20 protein-coding genes, 4 tRNA genes and 1 rRNA gene are annotated in these 22,639 nt (G+C 54.9%); all 25 read left to right on the top strand.

The features are described from left to right. Positions 1–149: 149 nt before the first annotated feature. Positions 150–265: ribosomal RNA gene (gene rrf / locus AO240_RS03290) — 5S ribosomal RNA — on the top strand. A 172-nt stretch (positions 266–437) separates the two neighbouring features. Next, a complete protein-coding gene (gene birA / locus AO240_RS03285) occupies positions 438–1,397 on the top strand; it encodes a bifunctional biotin--[acetyl-CoA-carboxylase] ligase/biotin operon repressor BirA (protein ID WP_099235129.1) in 960 nt (319 codons plus the stop codon). Continuing rightward, the gene (locus AO240_RS03280) at positions 1,387–2,136 is read left to right on the top strand and encodes a pantothenate kinase (RefSeq protein WP_099235128.1); all 750 of its coding nucleotides are present in this window, start codon (positions 1,387–1,389) and stop codon (positions 2,134–2,136) included. Before birA ends, AO240_RS03280 begins: the two co-directional genes overlap by 11 nt. A 7-nt stretch (positions 2,137–2,143) precedes the next feature. Next, positions 2,144–2,590 (top strand): hypothetical protein, encoded by a 447-nt coding sequence (locus AO240_RS03275; RefSeq protein ID WP_099235127.1) that lies wholly within the window; start codon positions 2,144–2,146, stop codon positions 2,588–2,590. 143 nt (positions 2,591–2,733) lie between these two features. After that, positions 2,734–2,818: transfer RNA gene (locus AO240_RS03270), tRNA-Tyr, on the top strand. A 24-nt stretch (positions 2,819–2,842) separates the two neighbouring features. Beyond that, positions 2,843–2,916: transfer RNA gene (locus tag AO240_RS03265), tRNA-Gly, on the top strand. Positions 2,917–2,942: 26 nt separating this feature from the next. Next, positions 2,943–3,018: transfer RNA gene (locus AO240_RS03260), tRNA-Thr, on the top strand. A gap of 161 nt (positions 3,019–3,179) precedes the next feature. Beyond that, positions 3,180–3,255, top strand: a tRNA-Trp gene (locus tag AO240_RS03255). 45 nt (positions 3,256–3,300) lie between these two features. Continuing rightward, positions 3,301–3,669 carry a preprotein translocase subunit SecE gene (gene secE / locus AO240_RS03250; protein WP_058414067.1) on the top strand — a complete coding sequence of 123 codons (369 nt, stop codon included), beginning with the start codon at positions 3,301–3,303 and terminating at the stop codon, positions 3,667–3,669. Positions 3,670–3,678: 9 nt separating this feature from the next. Next, positions 3,679–4,212: a transcription termination/antitermination protein NusG gene (gene nusG, locus AO240_RS03245; RefSeq protein WP_003176436.1), complete on the top strand. Its 534-nt coding sequence runs from the start codon at positions 3,679–3,681 to the stop codon at positions 4,210–4,212. A 117-nt stretch (positions 4,213–4,329) separates the two neighbouring features. Next, positions 4,330–4,761: a 50S ribosomal protein L11 gene (gene rplK / locus AO240_RS03240; protein ID WP_003176435.1), complete on the top strand. Its 432-nt coding sequence runs from the start codon at positions 4,330–4,332 to the stop codon at positions 4,759–4,761. Continuing rightward, positions 4,761–5,456 carry a 50S ribosomal protein L1 gene (rplA, locus tag AO240_RS03235; RefSeq protein ID WP_003232403.1) on the top strand — a complete coding sequence of 232 codons (696 nt, stop codon included), beginning with the start codon at positions 4,761–4,763 and terminating at the stop codon, positions 5,454–5,456. The genes rplK and rplA overlap by 1 nt, the downstream gene beginning before the upstream one ends. 199 nt (positions 5,457–5,655) lie before the next feature. Beyond that, the gene (gene rplJ, locus AO240_RS03230) at positions 5,656–6,156 is read left to right on the top strand and encodes a 50S ribosomal protein L10 (protein ID WP_048724894.1); all 501 of its coding nucleotides are present in this window, start codon (positions 5,656–5,658) and stop codon (positions 6,154–6,156) included. A gap of 78 nt (positions 6,157–6,234) precedes the next feature. Continuing rightward, on the top strand, positions 6,235–6,600 hold the full coding sequence (gene rplL, locus AO240_RS03225; protein WP_058414068.1) for a 50S ribosomal protein L7/L12: 366 nt from the start codon (positions 6,235–6,237) through the stop codon (positions 6,598–6,600). Positions 6,601–6,820: 220 nt separating this feature from the next. Next, a complete protein-coding gene (gene rpoB, locus AO240_RS03220) occupies positions 6,821–10,894 on the top strand; it encodes a DNA-directed RNA polymerase subunit beta (protein ID WP_058414069.1) in 4,074 nt (1,357 codons plus the stop codon). Positions 10,895–10,958: 64 nt separating this feature from the next. After that, positions 10,959–15,158, top strand: a complete 4,200-nt coding sequence (gene rpoC, locus AO240_RS03215) for a DNA-directed RNA polymerase subunit beta' (RefSeq protein WP_058414070.1) — start codon at positions 10,959–10,961, stop codon at positions 15,156–15,158. A 216-nt stretch (positions 15,159–15,374) separates the two neighbouring features. Beyond that, complete coding sequence (rpsL, locus tag AO240_RS03210) at positions 15,375–15,746, top strand: 30S ribosomal protein S12 (RefSeq protein ID WP_002555494.1); 372 nt, start codon at positions 15,375–15,377, stop codon at positions 15,744–15,746. A gap of 118 nt (positions 15,747–15,864) precedes the next feature. Continuing rightward, positions 15,865–16,335: a 30S ribosomal protein S7 gene (gene rpsG / locus AO240_RS03205; protein WP_002555493.1), complete on the top strand. Its 471-nt coding sequence runs from the start codon at positions 15,865–15,867 to the stop codon at positions 16,333–16,335. Between the two features lie 30 nt (positions 16,336–16,365). Beyond that, positions 16,366–18,471, top strand: coding sequence for an elongation factor G (fusA, locus tag AO240_RS03200; RefSeq protein WP_015886136.1), 2,106 nt, complete (start codon positions 16,366–16,368; stop codon positions 18,469–18,471). A 30-nt stretch (positions 18,472–18,501) separates the two neighbouring features. Then, positions 18,502–19,695 (top strand): elongation factor Tu, encoded by a 1,194-nt coding sequence (tuf, locus tag AO240_RS03195; protein WP_003176426.1) that lies wholly within the window; start codon positions 18,502–18,504, stop codon positions 19,693–19,695. 157 nt (positions 19,696–19,852) lie between these two features. Further along, a complete protein-coding gene (rpsJ, locus tag AO240_RS03190) occupies positions 19,853–20,164 on the top strand; it encodes a 30S ribosomal protein S10 (protein WP_003186070.1) in 312 nt (103 codons plus the stop codon). A gap of 81 nt (positions 20,165–20,245) precedes the next feature. Further along, positions 20,246–20,881 carry a 50S ribosomal protein L3 gene (gene rplC, locus AO240_RS03185; protein WP_003194649.1) on the top strand — a complete coding sequence of 212 codons (636 nt, stop codon included), beginning with the start codon at positions 20,246–20,248 and terminating at the stop codon, positions 20,879–20,881. A 12-nt stretch (positions 20,882–20,893) separates the two neighbouring features. After that, positions 20,894–21,496 (top strand): 50S ribosomal protein L4, encoded by a 603-nt coding sequence (gene rplD, locus AO240_RS03180; RefSeq protein ID WP_058414071.1) that lies wholly within the window; start codon positions 20,894–20,896, stop codon positions 21,494–21,496. Beyond that, positions 21,493–21,792 carry a 50S ribosomal protein L23 gene (gene rplW / locus AO240_RS03175; RefSeq protein ID WP_002555488.1) on the top strand — a complete coding sequence of 100 codons (300 nt, stop codon included), beginning with the start codon at positions 21,493–21,495 and terminating at the stop codon, positions 21,790–21,792. The genes rplD and rplW overlap by 4 nt, the downstream gene beginning before the upstream one ends. A 14-nt stretch (positions 21,793–21,806) precedes the next feature. After that, positions 21,807–22,631, top strand: a complete 825-nt coding sequence (rplB, locus tag AO240_RS03170; protein ID WP_003176423.1) for a 50S ribosomal protein L2 — start codon at positions 21,807–21,809, stop codon at positions 22,629–22,631. Positions 22,632–22,639: the final 8 nt, after the last annotated feature.

Raw genomic sequence — 22,639 nt, 5'->3', positions numbered from 1 at the left:
CCCAAGCAATTTGCTTGCTCTAACGAGCACCAGATTGCGGTGTGTGAAGACGATAGAACCGAAAGTTCGATCTCGCAAAACACCGAAAGCTGTCACATACCCAATTTGCTGAAGCGAGGCCATCAGGCCACGACTCAGTACCCGAATTTCTTGACGACCATAGAGCATTGGAACCACCTGATCCCATCCCGAACTCAGTAGTGAAACGATGCATCGCCGATGGTAGTGTGGGGTTTCCCCATGTGAGAGTAGGTCATCGTCAAGATTAAATTCCAGAACCCCTGTTTGCTAACGCAAACAGGGGTTTTGTTTTGGGCGGTCGGAAAGTGAATCCAGGCAGGCGCGTCGCAGCTTACTTCAATGCTAAATCCCTGCCTTTCTATGCAATGGCCTTGTGCATGGCTATCATGCGGGCCTCATTGTGAGGCGATACTTGCATGCTGACGTTGTTGAAACTTCTAAAAGACGGCCGATTTCATTCCGGAGAAGCACTGGGTGCCGCATTGGGTGTCAGTCGCAGTGCTGTTTGGAAGCAGCTCCAGCACCTTGAGGCAGAGTTGAATTTACCCATCCATAAAGTCCGTGGCCGTGGGTACCAGTTAGCGTCGCCTCTGACGCTGTTGAATGCTGAAGAAATTGCGCTGCACGCGCCAGGTTTGGGCTGGCCTGTTCATATCTCAGACTCCATTGATTCCACCAATGCCCAAGCGTTGCGCTTGGTTGAGGCTGACTGCGTCGCGCCATTCCTCGTGCTGGCCGAGCAGCAAACAGCGGGCAGAGGGCGACGCGGCCGTCAGTGGGTGAGCCCCTTTGCGCAGAATGTGTATTACAGCCTTGTATTGCGTATTGAAGGTGGTCTGCGCCAACTGGAAGGTCTTAGCCTGGTTGTAGGCTTGGCGGTCATGCAGGCTTTACGGGCGGTGGGTGTGAAGGACGTGGCCCTGAAGTGGCCAAATGACGTGTTGGTCGGGAAGAAAAAAATTGCCGGAATTTTGCTCGAGTTGGTAGGGGATCCTGCTGATATTTGTCACGTAGTGCTCGGAATAGGCATCAATGTAAATATGCAGAAAGCTGCTGAGATTGATCAGCAATGGACGTCGGTCGGCATCGAGACAGGTGCGTCGATTGATCGAAACTATTTGGTGGCGCAGCTCGGGCTGCACCTGAAGGATTACCTGGATAGGCATAAAGCGTTTGGGTTTGCGGCGCTCCATGGGGAGTGGGAGCAAAACCACTTGTGGCAGGGCAAGGCGGTATCCCTGATAGCCGGCGTTCACCAGATAGACGGGATTGTTCTGGGTATCGACCACCAGGGAGCCTTGCGATTGAGTGTTGAGGGTATCGAGAAGATATACAGTGGTGGTGAGTTAAGCCTGAGGCTGCGTGATGATTCTTGAGCTCGACTGTGGGAATAGCTTTATTAAGTGGCGCGTGCTCGATTCAGATAAGGCTGCTGCGTCTGCAGAAGGCGTTGTAGGTTCGGATCTCGCTTTGATTGAGAGTCTGGCGGCCGTTCCGGGCCTGGTGCTGACACGCTGCCGTTTAGTGAGTGTTCGCGCAGCGCAAGAGACCGCTGAATTGGTTGAGGCGTTGCAAGCAGCTTTTGGCGTCACCGTGACCTGCGCTGCCTCGGCCCGAGAAATGGCTGGGGTGCGTAACGGCTATGAGTCATTCGAGCGTCTTGGGCTTGATCGTTGGCTGGCAATGCTCGGCGGGTTCAAGTTGGCCTCGGGTGCTTGCCTGGTGTTGGATTTCGGCACAGCGGCGACGGCGGATTTTATTGCTGCTGACGGTGAGCATCTTGGCGGCTTCATATGCCCGGGTATGCCCCTTATGCGCAGCCAGTTGCGAACCCATACGCGCAAGATTCGATACGATGATGCGGCGGCCGAGCGAGCCTTGGAGCAGCTATCTCCGGGTCGAACCACCGTAGAAGCCGTCGAGCGTGGCTGTACGCTTATGCTTAGAGGGTTTGTATTGACTCAGCTCGAGCTGGCCCGGCGCTATTGGGGAGACGACTTCACTGTTTTCCTCACTGGGGGCGATGCTGACTTGGTCGCGGATGCTGTGCCGCAGGCGCGCGTGGTTCCAGACCTGGTGTTTGTGGGTTTGGCCATGGCGTGCCCATTGTCCTGAGGTGTTTATGCGTTGGTTATTTTTACTTCTGCTTGTTCTTAACGTCTTCTATTACATCTGGCATCACCAGGAAGCGCCCTTGCGCGCCAAAGACGTTACTCCTCTAAGCCTCTACCGTGGCTCGCAGCAGGATATTCGATTGCTGAGTGAATCGTCAGACCCTGTGGTACGGCGAGATCGAGCAAAAGCCCCTGATGCGCAAAATACCTGCTTATACATCGGCGGCTTTGCGGATCAGCGGCAGGCGCAGTCGCTGGAGCAGCGCCTTACGAGTCTGGATATAAAGGTCAAGGTTCAGATGCTCAATACACCTGACGCATCCGGCTATTGGCTGCGTGTCGCGCCTGATAGCAGGCGCTTGGCTGACGATCTGTCCTTTGAAAACCTTGCTAAGGAATTCAATGAGTTAAAACATAAAATAATGTTGTGCGAAGGCGTTGCAACTCTCGGATAGTTTGCATAGAATGGCGCCCGCTTCGCAGTGAAGACCTTTTCGGTCACCACGGTGAGGCGAACGTCAACGCAGCTAACCTCATATTTTTTAATGAGAAAATGCTTGACAGAAGGTCGGCGTGATGTAGAATGCCGGCTCGCTTAGGAGGGGTTCCCGAGCGGCCAAAGGGATCAGACTGTAAATCTGACGTCTACGACTTCGAAGGTTCGAATCCTTCCCCCTCCACCATTTTTAGCGTGAGCTGCAAGCTCCGCGGGTATAGTTTAGTGGTAGAACCTCAGCCTTCCAAGCTGATGATGCGGGTTCGATTCCCGCTACCCGCTCCAAGTTTGCAGGTTGTGCATGGTGTTTTGCTCTTGTAGCTCAGTTGGTAGAGCACACCCTTGGTAAGGGTGAGGTCAGCGGTTCAAATCCGCTCAAGAGCTCCATATAACAAGGCAGATATGAAAATATCTGCCTTTGTTTTAATGACTGCCTCGGCTTGAATTTGTTTTTCCTGGTCGTGTTTCCGGGTGATTTCGTGTCTATTGGGGTTGGTTGTTGTAAAGTCTTTTTCAGGCCTGCATAATGGTCGGCCTGATTTTGTTTTAGGTCAGTAGCTCAATTGGCAGAGCGACGGTCTCCAAAACCGTAGGTTGGGGGTTCGATTCCCTCCTGACCTGCCAGATTCACGTGGTGTGTCTGGCTTTCTTTTCACAGGATCTTCATAGATGACTCCTAAGGCTGAAGCTCAAAGCTCTCGTTTCGATCTGGTCAAGTGGCTCGCTGTAGTCGCGTTGGTGGTCGTAGGCGTTGTTGGCAATCAGTACTACTCTGCTTCGCCGATCCTGTACCGTGTACTTGCTTTGCTTGCCCTTGCTGCTGTGGCTGTTTTTGTAGGTCTGCAGACTGCAAAAGGCAAGTCTTTCGCGGTTCTCGTAAAGGAAGCTCGCACCGAAATTCGTAAAGTCGTTTGGCCGACTCGCCAAGAAACCACGCAGACCACGTTGATTGTAGTGGCTGTTGTTCTGGTTATGGCGTTGCTGTTGTGGGGGCTTGATTCCCTGCTCGGCTGGCTTGTTTCCTTGATTGTTGGCTAAGGGTGTCCCGTGGCTAAGCGTTGGTACGTTGTGCATGCTTACTCCGGTTACGAGAAGCATGTTATGCGCTCTTTGCTGGAGCGCGTAAAGCTTGCAGGCATGGAAGATGGCTTCGGCGAAATTCTGGTTCCCACTGAAGAAGTGGTTGAAATGCGGAATGGCCAGAAGCGCAAGAGCGAACGTAAGTTCTTCCCTGGCTACGTGCTGGTTCAGATGGACATGAATGAAGGTACTTGGCACTTGGTCAAGGACACTCCTCGTGTTATGGGTTTCATCGGCGGTACTGCTGATAAGCCTGCTCCGATCACTGACAAAGAGGCAGAAGCAATTCTGCGTCGCGTTGCTGATGGCAGCGACAAGCCCAAGCCGAAGACGTTGTTCGAGCCGGGTGAGGTTGTTCGTGTCACAGATGGTCCGTTTGCTGATTTTAACGGTACTGTCGAAGAAGTTAACTACGAAAAGAGCCGGATCCAAGTGGCGGTGCTCATTTTCGGTCGCTCTACTCCGGTAGAGTTGGAGTTCAGCCAGGTCGAGAAGGTCTAGCTGAGAAAGCATCCCAACCCCGCAGCCTTAGGCTGTGGGGTTTTGTCGTCACTGGGATAAACGCGCAAGTAACCGGGGAGCCTTTCGAGGCGCTTGAACCCGTAATTGGAGTGCCTCATGGCCAAGAAGATTACCGCTTACATCAAGCTGCAAGTGAAGGCCGCTCAGGCCAACCCAAGTCCACCTGTCGGCCCGGCTTTGGGTCAGCACGGCGTGAACATCATGGAATTCTGCAAGGCCTTCAACGCCCGTACTCAGGGTCTTGAGCCAGGTCTGCCGACTCCAGTGATCATCACTGTATACAGCGACCGTAGCTTCACTTTCGAAACCAAGTCGACCCCGGCTTCGGTTTTGTTGAAGAAGGCTGCAGGTCTGACCAGCGGTTCCGCTCGTCCTAACACCGTTAAGGTTGGCACCGTAACTCGTGCTCAGCTGGAAGAAATCGCGAAAACCAAAAACGCGGATCTGACTGCAGCTGATATGGATGCAGCCGTGCGTACCATCGCCGGTTCTGCTCGTAGCATGGGCCTTAACGTGGAGGGTGTGTAATGGCTAAGCTGACCAAGCGCCAAAAGGCTATCGCCGGCAAAATCGAAGCAGGCAAGGCCTACAACTTTGTAGACGCCGCTGCTTTGCTGACCGAGCTGTCGACTGTCAAGTTCAGCGAGTCTGTTGACGTTGCTGTAAACCTGGGTGTTGACCCACGTAAATCTGACCAGGTCGTTCGTAGCGCTACTGTGCTGCCACACGGTACTGGCAAGACTGTACGTGTTGCTGTCTTCACCCAAGGCCCGGCAGCTGAAGCTGCTCTGGCCGCCGGCGCCGATCGCGTTGGTATGGACGACCTGGCTGCCGAAATGAAAGGCGGCGACCTGAACTATGACGTCGTGATCGCATCCCCGGATGCAATGCGCGTTGTAGGTCAGTTGGGTCAGATCCTCGGTCCACGTGGCCTGATGCCTAACCCTAAAGTCGGCACCGTAACGCCAGACGTAGCCACCGCGGTTAAAAACGCCAAGGCTGGTCAGGTTCGTTATCGCACCGACAAAAACGGCATCATTCACACCTCCGTTGGCAAAGTCGGCTTCGATGCCGTCAAGCTGAAGGAAAACGTTGAAGCCCTGATCGCTGATCTGAAGCGTATCAAGCCAGCTTCCTCGAAAGGTATCTACGTCAAGCGCGTTACCCTGAGCACCACTATGGGCCCAGGTCTGGTCATCGACCAAGGCTCGCTGGACGTATAAGACACACATTGGTGCGAGAAATCGCGCCAATTGAAAAAATTGGGGTCCCTGCCTGGCGGGGGCTATCCAAGACCGTAGGCGGCGCAAGTCTTAAACCTCAAGCCTACGCAGATGGTGCTCCCGGTTCCTTACCGAATCAGACACCAAAACGACATCCGGCTTCGGCCAGATGAAACGGTAACAAGCAGGAGTTAAACCCGTGGCAATTAATCTCGAAGACAAGAAGGCCATCGTCGCTGAAGTCAACGAGGCTGCCAAAGCTGCTCTGTCCGCTGTCGTGGCTGATGCCCGTGGTGTGACAGTAAGCGCTATGACCGGACTCCGTAAAGAGGCTCGTGAAGCTGGCGTATACGTACGTGTTGTACGTAACACCCTGCTCAAGCGCGCTGTTGCTGGCACTGATTACAGTGTTCTCAACGACGTGTTCACAGGCCCGACCCTGATTGCGTTCTCCACCGACCATCCTGGCGCTGCTGCCCGTTTGTTCAAGGAATTCGCCAAGGGTCAGGATAAGTTCGAGATCAAGGCAGCTGCGTTCGAGGGCAAGTTCCTCGCAGCTAACCAAATCGACGTACTGGCAACACTGCCGACCCGTAACGAAGCTATTTCTCAGCTGATGAGCGTGATTCAAGGCGCTACCAGCAAGTTGGCTCGTACTCTGGCCGCAGTTCGCGAGCAAAAAGAAGCTGCCGCAGCCTAAGGCTGAGCATCTCCTTTCGCGTATTTTTGTTTATTTCGATGGCCGCGTAGGCCGTCCCCCAATTCAGGAAATACAGTAATGTCTATCTCCCAAGAAGATATCCTCAACGCCGTAGCTGAAATGTCGGTTCTGCAGGTTGTTGAGCTGATCAAAGCTTTCGAAGAAAAATTCGGCGTTTCCGCTGCCGCTGCTTCTGCTGGCCCAGCTGCTGTTGCCGCTGTTGCTGAAGAGCAAACCGAATTCAACGTTATGCTGTTGGAATCCGGCGAGAAGAAAGTAAACGTGATCAAGGCAGTTCGTGAGCTGACCGGTCTGGGCCTGAAAGAAGCCAAGGCTGTAGTTGACGCTGCTCCTAGCATGGTTCTGGAAGCTGTGTCGAAAGACGCAGGCGACAAAGCCAAGGCTGCTCTGGAAGAAGCAGGCGCTAAAGTCGAGCTGAAATAAGTATCGACTTTGCGTCTCCAGCCCAAGCGTTAAGCTGAAGGCTGATGGCTGGTGGCTCTTGCCACCGGCCTTTTTCCGTTCTTGGCTGTCGACTCGGTCGCCGCCACTAACGCGCTGTAGCCACCCGATGCGGTGGTGCAAACCATGGGGTTTGCGAGATTTTCTGGCTGTTCCCGTCGGGAGGGGCCAAACAAGCAGGTGACCAAGCTGGGGAACGCTGATGGCTTACTCATATACTGAGAAAAAACGTATCCGCAAGGACTTTAGCAAGTTGCCGGACGTCATGGATGTCCCGTACCTTCTGGCTATCCAGCTGGATTCGTATCGTGAATTCTTGCAAGCGGGAGCGACTAAAGATCAGTTCCGCGACGTGGGCCTGCATGCGGCCTTCAAATCCGTTTTCCCGATCATCAGCTACTCCGGCAATGCTGCGCTGGAGTACGTCGGTTATCGCCTGGGCGAACCGGCATTTGATGTCAAAGAATGCGTGCTGCGCGGTGTTACGTACGCCGTACCTTTGCGGGTAAAAGTCCGTCTGATCATTTTCGACAAAGAATCGTCGAACAAAGCGATCAAGGACATCAAAGAGCAAGAAGTCTACATGGGCGAAATCCCGTTGATGACTGAAAACGGTACCTTCGTTATCAATGGTACCGAACGCGTTATCGTTTCCCAGCTGCACCGTTCCCCGGGCGTGTTCTTTGACCACGACCGCGGCAAGACGCACAGCTCCGGTAAGCTGCTGTACTCCGCGCGGATCATTCCGTACCGCGGTTCGTGGTTGGACTTCGAGTTCGACCCGAAAGACTGCGTATTTGTGCGTATCGACCGTCGTCGCAAGCTGCCGGCCTCGGTACTGCTGCGCGCGCTCGGCTATACCACTGAGCAAGTGCTGGATGCTTTCTACACCACCAACGTATTCAGCCTGAAGGATGAAACCCTCAGCCTGGAGCTGATTGCTTCGCGTCTGCGTGGTGAAATTGCCGTCCTGGATATCCAGGATGAAAACGGCAAAGTGATTGTTGAGGCCGGTCGTCGTATTACCGCGCGCCACATCAATCAGATCGAGAAAGCCGGTATCAAGTCGCTGGACGTGCCTTTGGACTACGTCCTCGGCCGCACCACCGCCAAGGTCATCGTTCACCCGGCTACCGGCGAAATCCTGGCTGAGTGCAACACCGAGCTGAACACCGAGATCCTCGCAAAAATCGCCAAGGCTCAGGTTGTTCGCATCGAGACGCTGTACACCAACGACATCGACTGCGGCCCGTTCGTCTCCGACACTCTGAAGATCGACTCCACCAGCAACCAATTGGAAGCGCTGGTCGAGATCTATCGCATGATGCGTCCTGGCGAGCCACCTACCAAAGACGCTGCCGAGACCCTGTTCAACAACCTGTTCTTCAGCCCAGAGCGCTATGACCTGTCTGCGGTCGGCCGGATGAAGTTCAACCGTCGTATCGGTCGCACCGAAATCGAAGGTTCGGGCGTGTTGTGCAAGGAAGACATCGTCGCGGTACTGAAGACGCTGGTCGACATCCGTAACGGTAAAGGCATCGTCGATGACATCGACCACCTGGGTAACCGTCGTGTTCGCTGCGTAGGCGAAATGGCCGAGAACCAGTTCCGCGTTGGCCTGGTACGTGTAGAGCGTGCGGTCAAAGAGCGTCTGTCGATGGCTGAAAGCGAAGGCTTGATGCCGCAAGACCTGATCAACGCCAAGCCAGTGGCTGCCGCGGTGAAAGAGTTCTTCGGTTCCAGCCAGCTCTCGCAGTTTATGGACCAGAACAACCCGCTCTCCGAGATCACCCACAAGCGCCGTGTTTCTGCACTGGGCCCGGGCGGTCTGACGCGTGAGCGTGCAGGCTTTGAAGTTCGTGACGTACACCCTACGCACTACGGTCGTGTTTGCCCGATCGAAACGCCGGAAGGTCCGAACATCGGTCTGATCAACTCCCTGGCCGCATATGCGCGCACCAACCAGTACGGCTTCCTTGAGAGCCCGTACCGCGTGGTGAAAGACGCTCTGGTCACCGACGAGATCGTGTTCCTGTCCGCCATCGAAGAAGCTGATCACGTGATCGCTCAGGCTTCGGCCACGATGAACGACAAGAAAGTCCTGATCGACGAACTGGTAGCTGTTCGTCACTTGAACGAGTTCACCGTCAAGGCGCCGGAAGACGTCACCTTGATGGACGTATCGCCGAAGCAGGTAGTTTCGGTCGCTGCGTCGCTGATCCCGTTCCTGGAACACGATGACGCCAACCGTGCGTTGATGGGTTCCAACATGCAGCGTCAAGCTGTACCGACCCTGCGCGCTGACAAGCCGCTGGTAGGTACCGGCATGGAGCGTAACGTAGCCCGTGACTCCGGCGTTTGCGTCGTGGCTCGCCGTGGCGGCGTGATCGACTCGGTTGATGCCAGCCGTATCGTGGTGCGTGTTGCTGATGACGAAGTTGAAACTGGCGAAGCCGGTGTCGACATCTACAACCTGACCAAATACACCCGCTCCAACCAGAACACCTGCATCAACCAGCGTCCGCTGGTGAGCAAGGGTGATCGGGTTCAGCGCAGCGACATCATGGCTGATGGTCCTTCCACCGATATGGGTGAGCTGGCACTGGGTCAGAACATGCGCATCGCGTTCATGGCCTGGAACGGTTACAACTTCGAAGACTCCATCTGCCTGTCCGAGCGTGTGGTTCAGGAAGATCGATTCACCACGATCCACATTCAGGAACTGACCTGTGTTGCACGTGACACCAAGCTTGGGCCAGAGGAAATCACCGCAGACATCCCGAACGTGGGTGAAGCTGCGCTGAACAAGCTGGACGAAGCCGGTATCGTTTACGTAGGTGCTGAAGTTGGCGCAGGCGACATTCTGGTCGGTAAGGTCACTCCGAAAGGCGAGACCCAACTGACGCCGGAAGAGAAGCTGCTGCGTGCCATCTTCGGTGAAAAAGCCAGCGACGTTAAAGACACTTCCCTGCGTGTACCTACCGGTACCAAGGGCACTGTCATCGACGTACAGGTCTTCACCCGTGACGGCGTTGAGCGTGATGCTCGTGCACTGTCTATCGAGAAGACTCAACTCGACGAGATCCGCAAGGACCTGAACGAAGAGTTCCGTATCGTCGAAGGCGCGACCTTCGAACGTCTGCGTTCCGCTTTGGTAGGCCACAAGGCTGAAGGCGGCGCAGGTCTGAAGAAAGGTCAGGACATCACCGACGAAGTCCTTGACGGTCTTGAGCACGGCCAGTGGTTCAAACTGCGCATGGCTGAAGATGCTCTGAACGAGCAGCTCGAGAAGGCTCAGGCCTACATCGTTGATCGTCGCCGTCTGCTGGACGACAAGTTCGAAGACAAGAAGCGCAAACTGCAGCAGGGCGATGACCTGGCTCCAGGCGTGCTGAAAATCGTCAAGGTTTACCTGGCAATCCGTCGCCGCATCCAGCCGGGCGACAAGATGGCCGGTCGTCACGGTAACAAAGGTGTGGTCTCTGTGATCATGCCGGTTGAAGACATGCCGCACGATGCCAATGGCACCCCGGTCGACGTCGTCCTCAACCCGTTGGGCGTACCTTCGCGTATGAACGTTGGTCAGATCCTTGAAACTCACCTGGGCCTTGCGGCTAAAGGGCTGGGCGAGAAGATCAATCGTATGATCGAAGAGCAGCGCAAGGTTGCTGACCTGCGCAAGTTCCTGCACGAGATCTACAACGAGATCGGCGGTCGCAACGAAGAGCTGGATACCTTCACCGACCAGGAAATCCTGGATTTGGCGAAGAACCTGCGCGGCGGCGTTCCAATGGCTACCCCGGTGTTCGACGGTGCCAAGGAAAGCGAAATCAAGGCCATGCTGAAACTGGCAGACCTGCCAGAAAGCGGCCAGATGCAGTTGTTCGACGGCCGTACCGGCAACAAGTTTGAGCGTCCGGTTACAGTTGGCTACATGTACATGCTGAAGCTGAACCACTTGGTAGACGATAAGATGCACGCTCGTTCTACCGGTTCGTACAGCCTGGTTACCCAGCAGCCGCTGGGTGGTAAGGCTCAGTTCGGTGGTCAGCGTTTCGGGGAGATGGAGGTCTGGGCGCTGGAAGCATACGGTGCTGCTTACACTCTGCAAGAAATGCTCACAGTGAAGTCGGACGATGTGAACGGTCGGACCAAGATGTACAAAAACATCGTGGACGGCGATCACCGTATGGAGCCGGGCATGCCCGAGTCTTTCAACGTGTTGATCAAAGAAATTCGTTCCCTCGGCATCGATATCGATCTGGAAACCGAATAACACGTGACGCGAATCGAGAGCGGGGCTGTTTAGCCCGCTCTCTGCTCCGCCAGGAGGAAAGGCCTTGAAAGACCTACTGAATTTGCTGAAAAACCAGGGTCAAGTCGAAGAGTTCGACGCCATCCGTATTGGGTTGGCATCGCCTGAGATGATCCGTTCGTGGTCGTTCGGTGAAGTTAAAAAGCCGGAAACCATCAACTACCGTACGTTCAAACCTGAGCGTGACGGCCTGTTCTGCGCCAAGATCTTTGGCCCGGTAAAGGATTACGAGTGCCTGTGCGGTAAGTACAAGCGCTTGAAGCACCGTGGTGTGATCTGCGAGAAGTGCGGCGTTGAAGTCGCGCTGGCTAAAGTTCGTCGTGAGCGCATGGCGCACATCGAGCTGGCTTCGCCGGTTGCTCACATCTGGTTCCTGAAATCGCTGCCGTCCCGTATCGGCTTGCTGATGGACATGACCCTGCGCGACATCGAACGTGTTCTCTACTTCGAGAGCTACGTCGTTATCGATCCAGGCATGACCACCCTTGAAAAAGGTCAGCTGCTCAACGACGAGCAGTACTTCGAAGCGCTGGAAGAGTTCGGCGACGACTTTGATGCCCGCATGGGTGCCGAAGCTGTCCGTGAACTGCTGCACGCTATCGACCTGGAACACGAGATTGGCCGTCTGCGTGAAGAAATTCCGCAAACCAACTCCGAAACCAAAATCAAGAAGCTGTCCAAGCGTCTGAAGTTGATGGAAGCCTTCCAGGGTTCCGGCAACTTGCCAGAGTGGATGGTGCTGACCGTTCTGCCGGTTCTGCCGCCAGACTTGCGTCCGCTGGTACCGTTGGATGGCGGTCGCTTCGCGACTTCCGACCTCAACGACCTGTACCGCCGTGTGATCAACCGTAACAACCGCTTGAAGCGCCTGCTTGATCTGTCCGCTCCGGACATCATCGTGCGCAACGAAAAGCGTATGTTGCAAGAAGCCGTCGATGCCTTGCTCGACAACGGCCGTCGTGGCCGCGCTATCACCGGTTCGAACAAGCGTCCTCTGAAATCCTTGGCTGACATGATCAAGGGTAAGCAAGGTCGTTTCCGTCAGAACTTGCTCGGTAAGCGTGTTGACTACTCCGGTCGTTCGGTAATTACCGTAGGCCCGACCCTGCGTCTGCACCAGTGCGGTCTGCCCAAGAAGATGGCGCTTGAGCTGTTCAAGCCGTTCATCTTCGGCAAGCTGGAAATGCGCGGTCTCGCGACCACCATCAAAGCGGCCAAGAAAATGGTCGAGCGCGAACTGCCAGAGGTTTGGGACGTTCTTGCTGAAGTGATTCGCGAACACCCGGTTCTCCTCAACCGTGCACCGACCCTTCACCGTCTGGGTATCCAGGCGTTTGAACCGGTACTGATCGAAGGTAAGGCTATCCAGCTGCACCCTCTGGTCTGTGCTGCGTACAACGCCGACTTCGACGGCGACCAAATGGCCGTGCACGTACCGCTGACACTGGAAGCCCAGTTGGAAGCGCGTGCGTTGATGATGTCGACCAACAACATTCTGTCGCCAGCCAACGGTGAGCCAATCATCGTGCCGTCGCAGGACGTTGTATTGGGTCTGTACTACATGACTCGCGAAGCGATCAACGCCAAAGGCGAAGGCCGCGTATTCGCTGACCTGCAAGAAGTTGACCGTGTGTTCCGTGCCGGCGAAGCCGCACTGCACGCCAAGGTTAAAGTGCGGATCAACGAAACGGTCAATGACCGTGACGGCGGCAGCGTGAGCGGCACCCGTATCGTCGACACTACTGTCGGCCGTGCGCTGCTGTATCAAGTTGTGCCAAAAGGTCTGTCGTACGACGTCGTCAACCTGCCGATGAAGAAAAAGGCGATCTCCAAGCTGATCAACCAGTGCTACCGCGTGGTTGGTTTGAAAGAGACCGTGATCTTCGCTGACCAGTTGATGTACACCGGCTTCGCTTATTCGACCATTTCAGGCGTTTCCATCGGTGTTAACGACTTCGTTATCCCGGATGAAAAAGCTCAGATCATCGGTGCTGCTACTGATGAAGTGAAAGAAATCGAAAGCCAGTACGCCTCCGGCCTGGTAACCCAGGGCGAGAAGTACAACAAAGTGATCGACCTTTGGTCCAAGGCCAACGACGAAGTGTCGAAGGCAATGATGGCTAACCTCTCGAAAGAGAAGGTTATCGACCGTCATGGCGTAGAAGTCGATCAAGAGTCGTTCAACTCGATGTACATGATGGCCGACTCGGGCGCACGGGGTTCTGCTGCGCAGATCCGTCAGCTCGCCGGTATGCGTGGCCTGATGGCCAAGCCGGACGGTTCCATCATCGAAACGCCGATTACTGCGAACTTCCGTGAAGGTTTGAGCGTACTTCAGTACTTCATCTCCACTCACGGTGCTCGTAAAGGTCTGGCGGATACCGCGTTGAAAACCGCTAACTCCGGTTACCTGACGCGTCGTCTGGTGGACGTTGCGCAAGACTTGGTTGTGACTGAAGTTGACTGCGGTACCGAACACGGTCTGCTGATGACTCCGCACATCGAAGGCGGCGACGTGGTTGAGCCGTTGGGTGAGCGCGTACTGGGTCGAGTAATCGCCCGTGACGTATTCAAGCCTGGCACTGAAGAAATCATTGTTCCTGCGGGCACGTTGGTAGACGAAAAGTGGGTCGAGTTCATCGAACTCAACAGCATCGACGAAGTGATTGTTCGCTCGCCGATCAGCTGCGAAACCCGCTATGGCATTTGCGCCAAGTGCTACGGCCGTGACTTGGCTCGTGGTCACCAGGTGAACATCGGTGAAGCGGTCGGCGTTATCGCTGCCCAGTCCATCGGTGAGCCGGGTACCCAGCTGACCATGCGTACGTTCCACATCGGTGGTGCGGCAAGCCGGACCTCCGCAGCCGACAGCGTTCAGGTGAAGAATGGCGGTACTGTCCGTCTGCACAACCTGAAACACGTTGAGCGAGTGGACGGTTGCCTGGTTGCTGTGTCCCGTTCCGGTGAGCTGGCAATCGCTGATGACTACGGTCGTGAGCGTGAGCGCTACAAGCTGCCGTACGGTGCTGTGATTTCGGTTAAAGAAGGTGACAAGGTCGACGCTGGCGCAATCGTGGCCAAGTGGGATCCGCACACTCACCCAATCGTTACCGAAATGAAAGGTACCGTGACCTACGTGGGCATGGAAGAAGGCATCACGATCAAGCGTCAGACTGACGAATTGACCGGTATGACCAACATTGAAGTACTCGACGCGAAAGATCGTCCAGCTGCCGGTAAAGACATCCGTCCTGCCGTGAAGATGGTCGATGACAACGGCAAGGATCTGTTGCTGCCAGGCACTGACGTAATCGCTCAGTACTTCCTGCCAGCCAACGCCCTGGTCGGTGTAGCGGACGGTGCGAAGATCGCGATCGGTGATGTTATCGCGCGTATCCCGCAAGAAACTTCGAAGACCCGTGACATCACCGGTGGTCTGCCGCGTGTTGCCGACTTGTTCGAAGCTCGTCGTCCGAAAGAAGCGTCGATTCTGGCTGAAGTCAGCGGCACCATCGCGTTCGGTAAAGAGACCAAGGGCAAGCGCCGTCTGGTCATTACCCCGAACGACGGTAGCGATCCGTATGAAGAGCTGATTCCGAAGTGGCGTCACCTGAACGTCTTCGAAGGCGAACAGGTAAACCGCGGCGAAGTTATCTCCGACGGCCCGAGCGATCCACATGACATCCTGCGTCTGCTGGGTGTGAGTGCGCTGGCCAAGTACATCGTTAACGAGATCCAGGACGTTTACCGTCTGCAAGGCGTGAAGATCAACGATAAGCACATCGAGACCATCCTGCGTCAGATGCTGCGTAAAGTTGAAATCGCTGAATCCGGCGATTCGAGTTTCATCAAGGGCGACCAGATGGAACTGACTCACGTATTGGTAGAGAACGAGCGTCTGGGCGCGGATGACAAGTTTGTCTCCAAGTTCACTCGTGTTCTGCTGGGTATCACCAAGGCGTCGTTGTCCACTGAGTCGTTCATCTCGGCGGCCTCCTTCCAGGAGACCACTCGCGTACTGACCGAAGCAGCGGTAACCGGCAAGCGCGATTACCTGCGCGGCCTGAAAGAAAACGTAGTTGTGGGTCGTCTGATCCCGGCAGGTACCGGTTTGGCTTACCACAGCGAGCGCAAGCGCCGCCGTGATGCTGACAAGCCGTTGCGCGTAAGCGCCAGTGAAGTGGAAGCTGCACTGACCGAAGCGCTGAACTCAAGCGGTAACTGAGTTCTGCGATAAATGAGTCTGGGCCCTGGCAGCCCCATTCGTCGGATCGAGGCACTATTGCCCCGGTTCGACGCGTGGGGAGGTCGGGGCCTTGCCTTGACTGGGGGCAAGATCCTCTTTAGACTCTTGTACCCCTAAATTTGGCGGGAATTCGTTCCTGCCATTTTGCTTTTCTTGCAAGACAATAGCGTCGCAAGACAACAGTGGAGCTAGTAGATGGCAACTATCAACCAGCTGGTACGTCAGCCGCGTAAGCGTATCGTCGAGAAATCCGACGTGCCTGCGCTGCAGAACTGCCCGCAACGTCGTGGCGTATGCACTCGCGTGTATACCACTACGCCGAAAAAACCTAACTCGGCACTGCGTAAAGTATGCCGTGTGCGCCTGACCAACGGTTTCGAGGTTTCCTCGTACATCGGTGGTGAAGGTCACAACCTGCAAGAGCACAGCGTGGTACTGATCCGCGGCGGTCGTGTAAAAGACTTGCCAGGTGTTCGTTATCACACCGTACGCGGCTCCTTGGATACTTCCGGCGTTAAAGGTCGTAACCAGGGTCGTTCGAAGTACGGTACCAAGAAGCCTAAGTAGTAGCGGCTTTTTGTAAAACTGAATCATCTTATTTTCTGAGTCGATAAGAGTAAGGTCGGAGGCGTCCCGAAAGGGCACCGATTCCGAGCGAACCTGAAGACCGTTTGAGGGCTTATCCATGCCAAGAAGACGCGTAGCAGCCAAGCGCGAAGTGCTTGACGATCCAAAATACGGAAGCCAAATTCTGGCCAAGTTCATGAACCACGTGATGGAAAGCGGCAAGAAAGCCGTTGCCGAGCGTATCGTTTATGGCGCGCTGGAAAAGGTTAAAGAACGCAAGAACAGCGACCCCCTGGAAATCTTCGAGAAAGCTCTCGACGCCATCGCTCCGCTGGTCGAAGTGAAGTCGCGCCGTGTAGGCGGTGCTACTTACCAGGTTCCGGTTGAAGTTCGCCCGTCCCGTCGTAACGCTCTGGCAATGCGCTGGTTGGTAGACTTCGCCCGTAAGCGCGGGGAGAAGTCTATGGCCCTGCGTTTGGCTGGCGAACTGTTGGACGCTGCTGAAGGTAAAGGTGCTGCTGTTAAGAAGCGTGAAGACGTGCACCGTATGGCTGAAGCTAACAAAGCTTTCTCGCACTACCGCTTCTAATTCCAGCTTCACTAATTTTGCGAGGGCTTTATGGCTCGTACTACTCCGATTAGTCGCTACCGTAACATCGGTATCGTCGCTCACGTGGATGCTGGTAAAACCACCACCACCGAGCGCGTCCTTTTTTACACCGGCAAAAGTCACAAGATGGGCGAGGTGCATGACGGCGCCGCGACCACAGACTGGATGGTTCAGGAGCAGGAGCGTGGTATTACCATTACTTCTGCTGCTATTACCGCCTTCTGGAAAGGTTCCGAGAAGCAGTACAAAGACGAGCACCGCTTCAACGTAATCGATACCCCGGGCCACGTAGACTTCACCATTGAAGTTGAACGTTCCCTGCGCGTACTCGACGGCGCTGTCGTTGTGTTCTGCGGTACCTCGGGCGTTGAGCCTCAGTCGGAAACCGTATGGCGTCAAGCCAACAAGTACGGCGTTCCACGTCTTGTTTACGTCAACAAGATGGACCGTGCCGGTGCGAACTTCCTGCGCGTGATCGGTCAGATCAAGCAGCGCTTGGGTCACACCCCGGTGCCAATCCAGTTGGCTATCGGTTCCGAAGACAATTTCCAGGGCCAGATCGATCTGCTGACCATGGAAGCTGTTTACTGGAACGATGCTGACAAAGGTATGGTTCCTGTTCGCAAGCCTATCCCTGCTGAACTGCAGGAACTGGCTGACGAATGGCGCAACAACATGGTTGAAGCTGCGGCCGAAGCCAACGAAGAGCTGATGAACAAGTACCTCGAAGGTGAAGAACTCACCAACGTGGAAATCAAGGCCGCTCTGCGTCAGCGTACTATCGCTGGTGAGATCGTCTTGGCTGTTTGCGGTTCCTCGTTCAAGAACAAGGGCGTTCCCCTGGTTCTCGATGCTGTGATCGACTACCTGCCGGCACCGGTTGATATTCCTGCCATCAAGGGTACTGACCCGGATGACGAGACTATCGAGCTGGAGCGTCATGCAGACGACGCTGAACCGTTCTCCGCTCTGGCATTTAAAATTGCCACTGACCCATTCGTGGGTACCTTGACCTTCGTCCGCGTTTACTCGGGCGTGTTGAACTCCGGCGACGGCGTGATCAACTCGGTTAAAGGCAAGAAAGAGCGTGTGGGTCGTATGGTGCAAATGCACGCAAACGCCCGCGAAGAGATCAAGGAAGTACGCGCTGGCGACATCGCGGCCTTGATCGGCATGAAGGACGTCACCACTGGTGAAACCTTGTGCAACGCTGACAAGCCAATCATCCTGGTTCGTATGGACTTCCCGGAGCCGGTTATTTCGGTTGCCGTTGAGCCCAAGACCAAGGATGACCAGGAAAAAATGGGTATCGCTCTGGGCAAACTTGCTCAGGAAGATCCATCTTTCCGCGTCAAAACTGATGAAGAGACTGGTCAAACGATCATCTCCGGCATGGGCGAGCTGCACCTGGACATCCTGGTTGACCGGATGCGCCGTGAGTTCAACGTCGAAGCCAACATCGGTAAGCCTCAGGTTTCCTATCGTGAGCGCATCACGAAGAACTGTGAAATCGAAGGCAAGTTCGTTCGTCAGTCCGGCGGTCGTGGTCAGTTCGGTCACTGCTGGATCCGTTTTGCTCCTGCTGACGAAGGTCAGGAAGGTCTGCAATTCGTGAACGAAGTAGTGGGTGGTGTGGTTCCTAAGGAATACATCCCTGCTATCCAGAAGGGTATCGAAGAGCAGATGAAGAACGGTGTTGTTGCCGGCTATCCGCTGATCGGCCTGAAAGCAACCGTTTTTGACGGTTCTTACCACGACGTCGACTCCAACGAGATGGCGTTTAAGGTGGCTGCTTCCATGGCAACCAAGCAACTGGCCCAGAAGGGCGGTGGTGAGTTGCTTGAGCCAATCATGGCGGTAGAAGTTGTTACACCTGAAGACTATATGGGTGATGTCATGGGCGACCTTAACCGTCGTCGCGGCATGATCTTGGGTATGGAAGACACGGTTTCCGGCAAAGTGATTCGCGCCGAGGTTCCGTTGGGTGAGATGTTCGGTTATGCGACCGACGTTCGCTCCATGTCCCAGGGTCGCGCAAGCTACTCTATGGAATTCAAAAAATACAACACAGCTCCGGCGCATATCGCTGAAACTGTATCCAAAAAACAAGGCTGATTCAGTCCTTTAGGCAAGGAGTTAATTGTCGTGGCTAAAGAAAAATTTGATCGTTCCCTACCGCACGTCAACGTTGGCACCATCGGTCACGTTGACCACGGTAAAACCACTCTGACTGCTGCTCTGACTCGCGTTTGCTCCGAAGTATTCGGTTCCGCAATCGTTGATTTCGATAAAATCGACAGCGCACCAGAAGAGAAAGCTCGTGGTATCACCATCAACACCGCGCACGTTGAATACAACTCGCTGATCCGTCACTACGCTCACGTTGACTGCCCAGGTCACGCTGACTATGTGAAGAACATGATCACCGGTGCTGCTCAAATGGACGGCGCTATTCTGGTTTGCTCGGCCGCTGATGGTCCGATGCCACAAACCCGTGAGCACATCCTGCTGTCCCGTCAGGTTGGCGTTCCGTACATCGTGGTTTACCTGAACAAGGCTGACCTGGTAGACGACGCTGAGCTGCTGGAACTGGTTGAGATGGAAGTGCGCGATCTGCTGAGCACTTACGACTTCCCAGGTGACGACACTCCGATCATCATCGGTTCTGCTCGTATGGCTCTGGAAGGCAAAGACGATAACGAAATGGGCACCACGTCCGTTCGTAAACTGGTTGAGACTCTGGACAGCTACATCCCAGATCCAGTTCGTGTTATCGACAAGCCGTTCCTGATGCCAATCGAAGACGTATTCTCGATCTCCGGTCGCGGTACTGTTGTAACTGGTCGTATCGAGCGCGGTATCGTCAAGGTTCAAGATCCACTGGAAATCGTTGGTCTGCGTGACACTACCGTCACCACCTGCACCGGTGTTGAAATGTTCCGTAAGCTGCTCGACGAAGGTCGTGCTGGCGAGAACTGCGGCGTTCTGCTGCGTGGTACCAAGCGTGACGACGTTGAGCGTGGCCAGGTTCTGGTCAAGCCAGGTTCGGTTAAGCCGCACACCAAGTTCGAAGCTGAAGTGTACGTGCTGAGCAAAGAAGAAGGCGGTCGTCACACTCCGTTCTTCAAAGGCTACCGTCCACAGTTCTACTTCCGTACTACTGACGTGACTGGTAACTGCGAACTGCCGGAAGGCGTTGAGATGGTAATGCCGGGCGACAACATCAAAATGGTTGTTACCCTGATCAAAACCATCGCAATGGAAGACGGTCTGCGCTTCGCAATTCGCGAAGGCGGCCGTACCGTTGGTGCTGGCGTTGTAGCTAAAATCATCGAGTAAGCTCTTTTTGAGTTAGCTTCGGTGTTTTGAAAAGGCCCCCGCTCAGCGGGGGCCTTTTTTATTGGGTTGACACCTATCAGGGGCGTCTATAGAATTGCGCCTCCTTTTAACGGGCGTATTGCGCTCGCTGGGAATAGCAGCCGGAGTCTGAAATCCAATGCAAAATCAGCAAATCCGTATCAGGTTGAAGGCTTTTGACCATCGCCTGATCGACCAATCCACCCAGGAAATCGTGGAAACCGCGAAACGTACTGGTGCTCAAGTGCGTGGTCCAATTCCACTGCCTACCCGTAAAGAGCGGTTCACCGTTCTGGTCTCCCCGCACGTCAACAAAGACGCGCGTGACCAGTACGAGATCCGCACTCATAAGCGCGTACTGGACATCGTCCAGCCAACGGATAAAACCGTTGATGCACTTATGAAGCTTGATCTGGCGGCCGGTGTGGAAGTACAGATCAGCCTCGGCTAAGACTTGGGTCTTAGTCGTGTAACGCTCTGAAATGGGCGGCCATAGCGGGTGAAAGCCCCGTACACTCATGAGGTTTACAACATGACTATTGGTGTAGTCGGTCGTAAATGCGGTATGACCCGTATTTTCACCGAAGAAGGTGTCTCCATTCCGGTTACGGTCATTGAGATCGAGCCGAATCGCGTCACCCAGTTCAAAACTGAAGAAACCGATGGCTATCGTGCAGTGCAAGTCACTGTCGGCGAGCGTCGTGCTTCGCGCGTGACTGCTGCTCAAGCAGGTCACTTCGCTAAAGCAAACGTTGCAGCTGGTCGTACTGTTATGGAGTTCCGTCTTGAAGATGGCGACTACCAGGCTGGCGATCTGATCAACGCTGAAATCTTCGCCGCTGGTCAACTGGTTGATGTAACCGGTCAGTCCAAGGGTAAAGGCTTCCAGGGTACGATCAAGCGTTGGAATTTCCGTGGTCAAGACAACACTCACGGTAACTCCGTTTCCCACCGCGTCCCGGGCTCTATTGGCCAGTGCCAGACTCCTGGTCGTGTATTCAAGGGCAAAAAAATGTCCGGTCATATGGGCGCTGAGCGCGTGACCGTGCAGTCCCTCGAAGTAGTGCGCGTCGACGCTGAACGCAATCTGTTGTTGGTCAAGGGTGCTGTTCCTGGCGCTACTGGCGGCAACCTGGTTGTACGTCCAGCGGCCAAGGCTCGCGGTTAAGGGGAAGCTGACATGCAATTAAATGTAAATGACGCTCAAGCGATCGAAGTTTCCGAACTGACGTTTGGCGGCGAGTTCAACGAGACGCTGGTTCACCAAGCAGTCGTGGCCTACATGGCCGGCGGCCGTCAAGGTAGCAAGCAGCAAAAGACCCGTTCCGACGTTCGTGGTGGCGGTAAGCGCCCTTGGCGTCAGAAAGGTACTGGCCGTGCTCGTGCCGGTACTATCCGTAGCCCAATCTGGCGTGGCGGCGGTACCACTTTCGCAGCGCGTCCACAGGATCACACTCAGAAGCTCAACAAGAAGATGTACCGCGCAGCACTGCGCTCCATCCTTGCTGAACTCGTGCGTACTGATCGTCTGGTCGTGGTTCAGGACTTCGCTGTTGACGGTCCAAAAACCAAAGATCTGTTGGGCAAGCTGAACAACATGAATCTGACCGACGTTCTGATCGTGTCTGAAGCTGTTGATCAGAACCTGTACCTGGCTGCTCGCAACCTGCCACACGTTGATGTACGTGACGTGCAAGGTTCCGACCCAGTTAGTCTGATCGCATACGACAAGGTGTTGATCACCGTGTCGGCCGTGAAGAAATTCGAGGAGCTGCTGGGATGAACCAGGAACGCGTATTTAAAGTTCTGCTTGGCCCGCACGTTTCCGAAAAGGCTACGGTTCTGGCTGACAAGAAAGGCCAGTTCGTTTTCAAGGTTGCAACTGACGCAACCAAGCTGGAAATCAAGAAGGCCGTCGAAAGCCTGTTCAGCGTGAAAGTAGAGCGTGTTACTACCCTGAATGTTTTGGGTAAGAGCAAGCGCACTGCTCGCGGTCTGGGCAAGCGTAATGACTGGAAGAAGGCAGTTATCTCCCTTCAGCCAGGCCAAGATCTCGATTTCAGCAGCAGTGCTGAGTAAGGAAGGGGTGCATCATGGCAATCGTTAAATGCAAACCGACTTCCCCTGGCCGCCGTTTTGTGGTCAAGGTGGTCAACCAGGAGCTGCATAAAGGCGCTCCTCACGCACCGCTGCTCGAGAAAAAATCGAAGACTGGTGGTCGTAACAACAATGGTCGTATTACCACTCGTCACATCGGTGGTGGCCATAAGCAGCATTATCGTCTGGTCGATTTCCGTCGCAACGACAAAGATGGCATCTCTGCCACTGTCGAGCGTATTGAATACGATCCAAACCGTACTGCTCACATCGCTCTGCTGCTGTACGCAGATGGCGAGCGTCGCTACATCATCGCCCCTAAAGGCGTGAGTGCTGGTGACCAGCTGATCGCAGGTGCTTTGGCACCGATCAAGCCGGGCAACGCTCTGCAACTGCGCAACATTCCAGTTGGTAGCACCGTACACGGCATCGAATTGAAGCCAGGTAAAGGCGCGCAAATCGCTCGTTCCGCTGGTGCTTCGGCTCAGCTGATCGCTCGTGAAGGTGTCTACGTGACCCTGCGTCTGCGTTCTGGTGAGATGCGTAAAGTGCTGGCTGAATGCCGCGCGACCCTGGGTGAAGTCTCGAACTCCGAGCACAGCCTGCGTTCGCTGGGTAAAGCTGGTGCCAAACGCTGGCGTGGCGTTCGCCCAACCGTTCGTGGTGTTGCCATGAACCCGGTTGACCACCCACACGGTGGTGGTGAAGGTCGTACCTCTGGTGGTCGTCATCCGGTATCGCCATGGGGCTTCCCGACTAAGGGCGCGAAGACTCGTGGTAATAAGCGTACCGACAAAATGATCGTCCGTCGTCGCAAGTAAATAGAGGG

Source organism: Pseudomonas sp. ICMP 460 (assembly GCF_002723595.1).
Classification (GTDB): Bacteria; Pseudomonadota; Gammaproteobacteria; order Pseudomonadales; family Pseudomonadaceae; genus Aquipseudomonas; species Aquipseudomonas kitaguniensis.
Note: the sequence above shows the minus strand (reverse complement) of the source record. Positions and strands in the feature narration are given on the sequence as shown.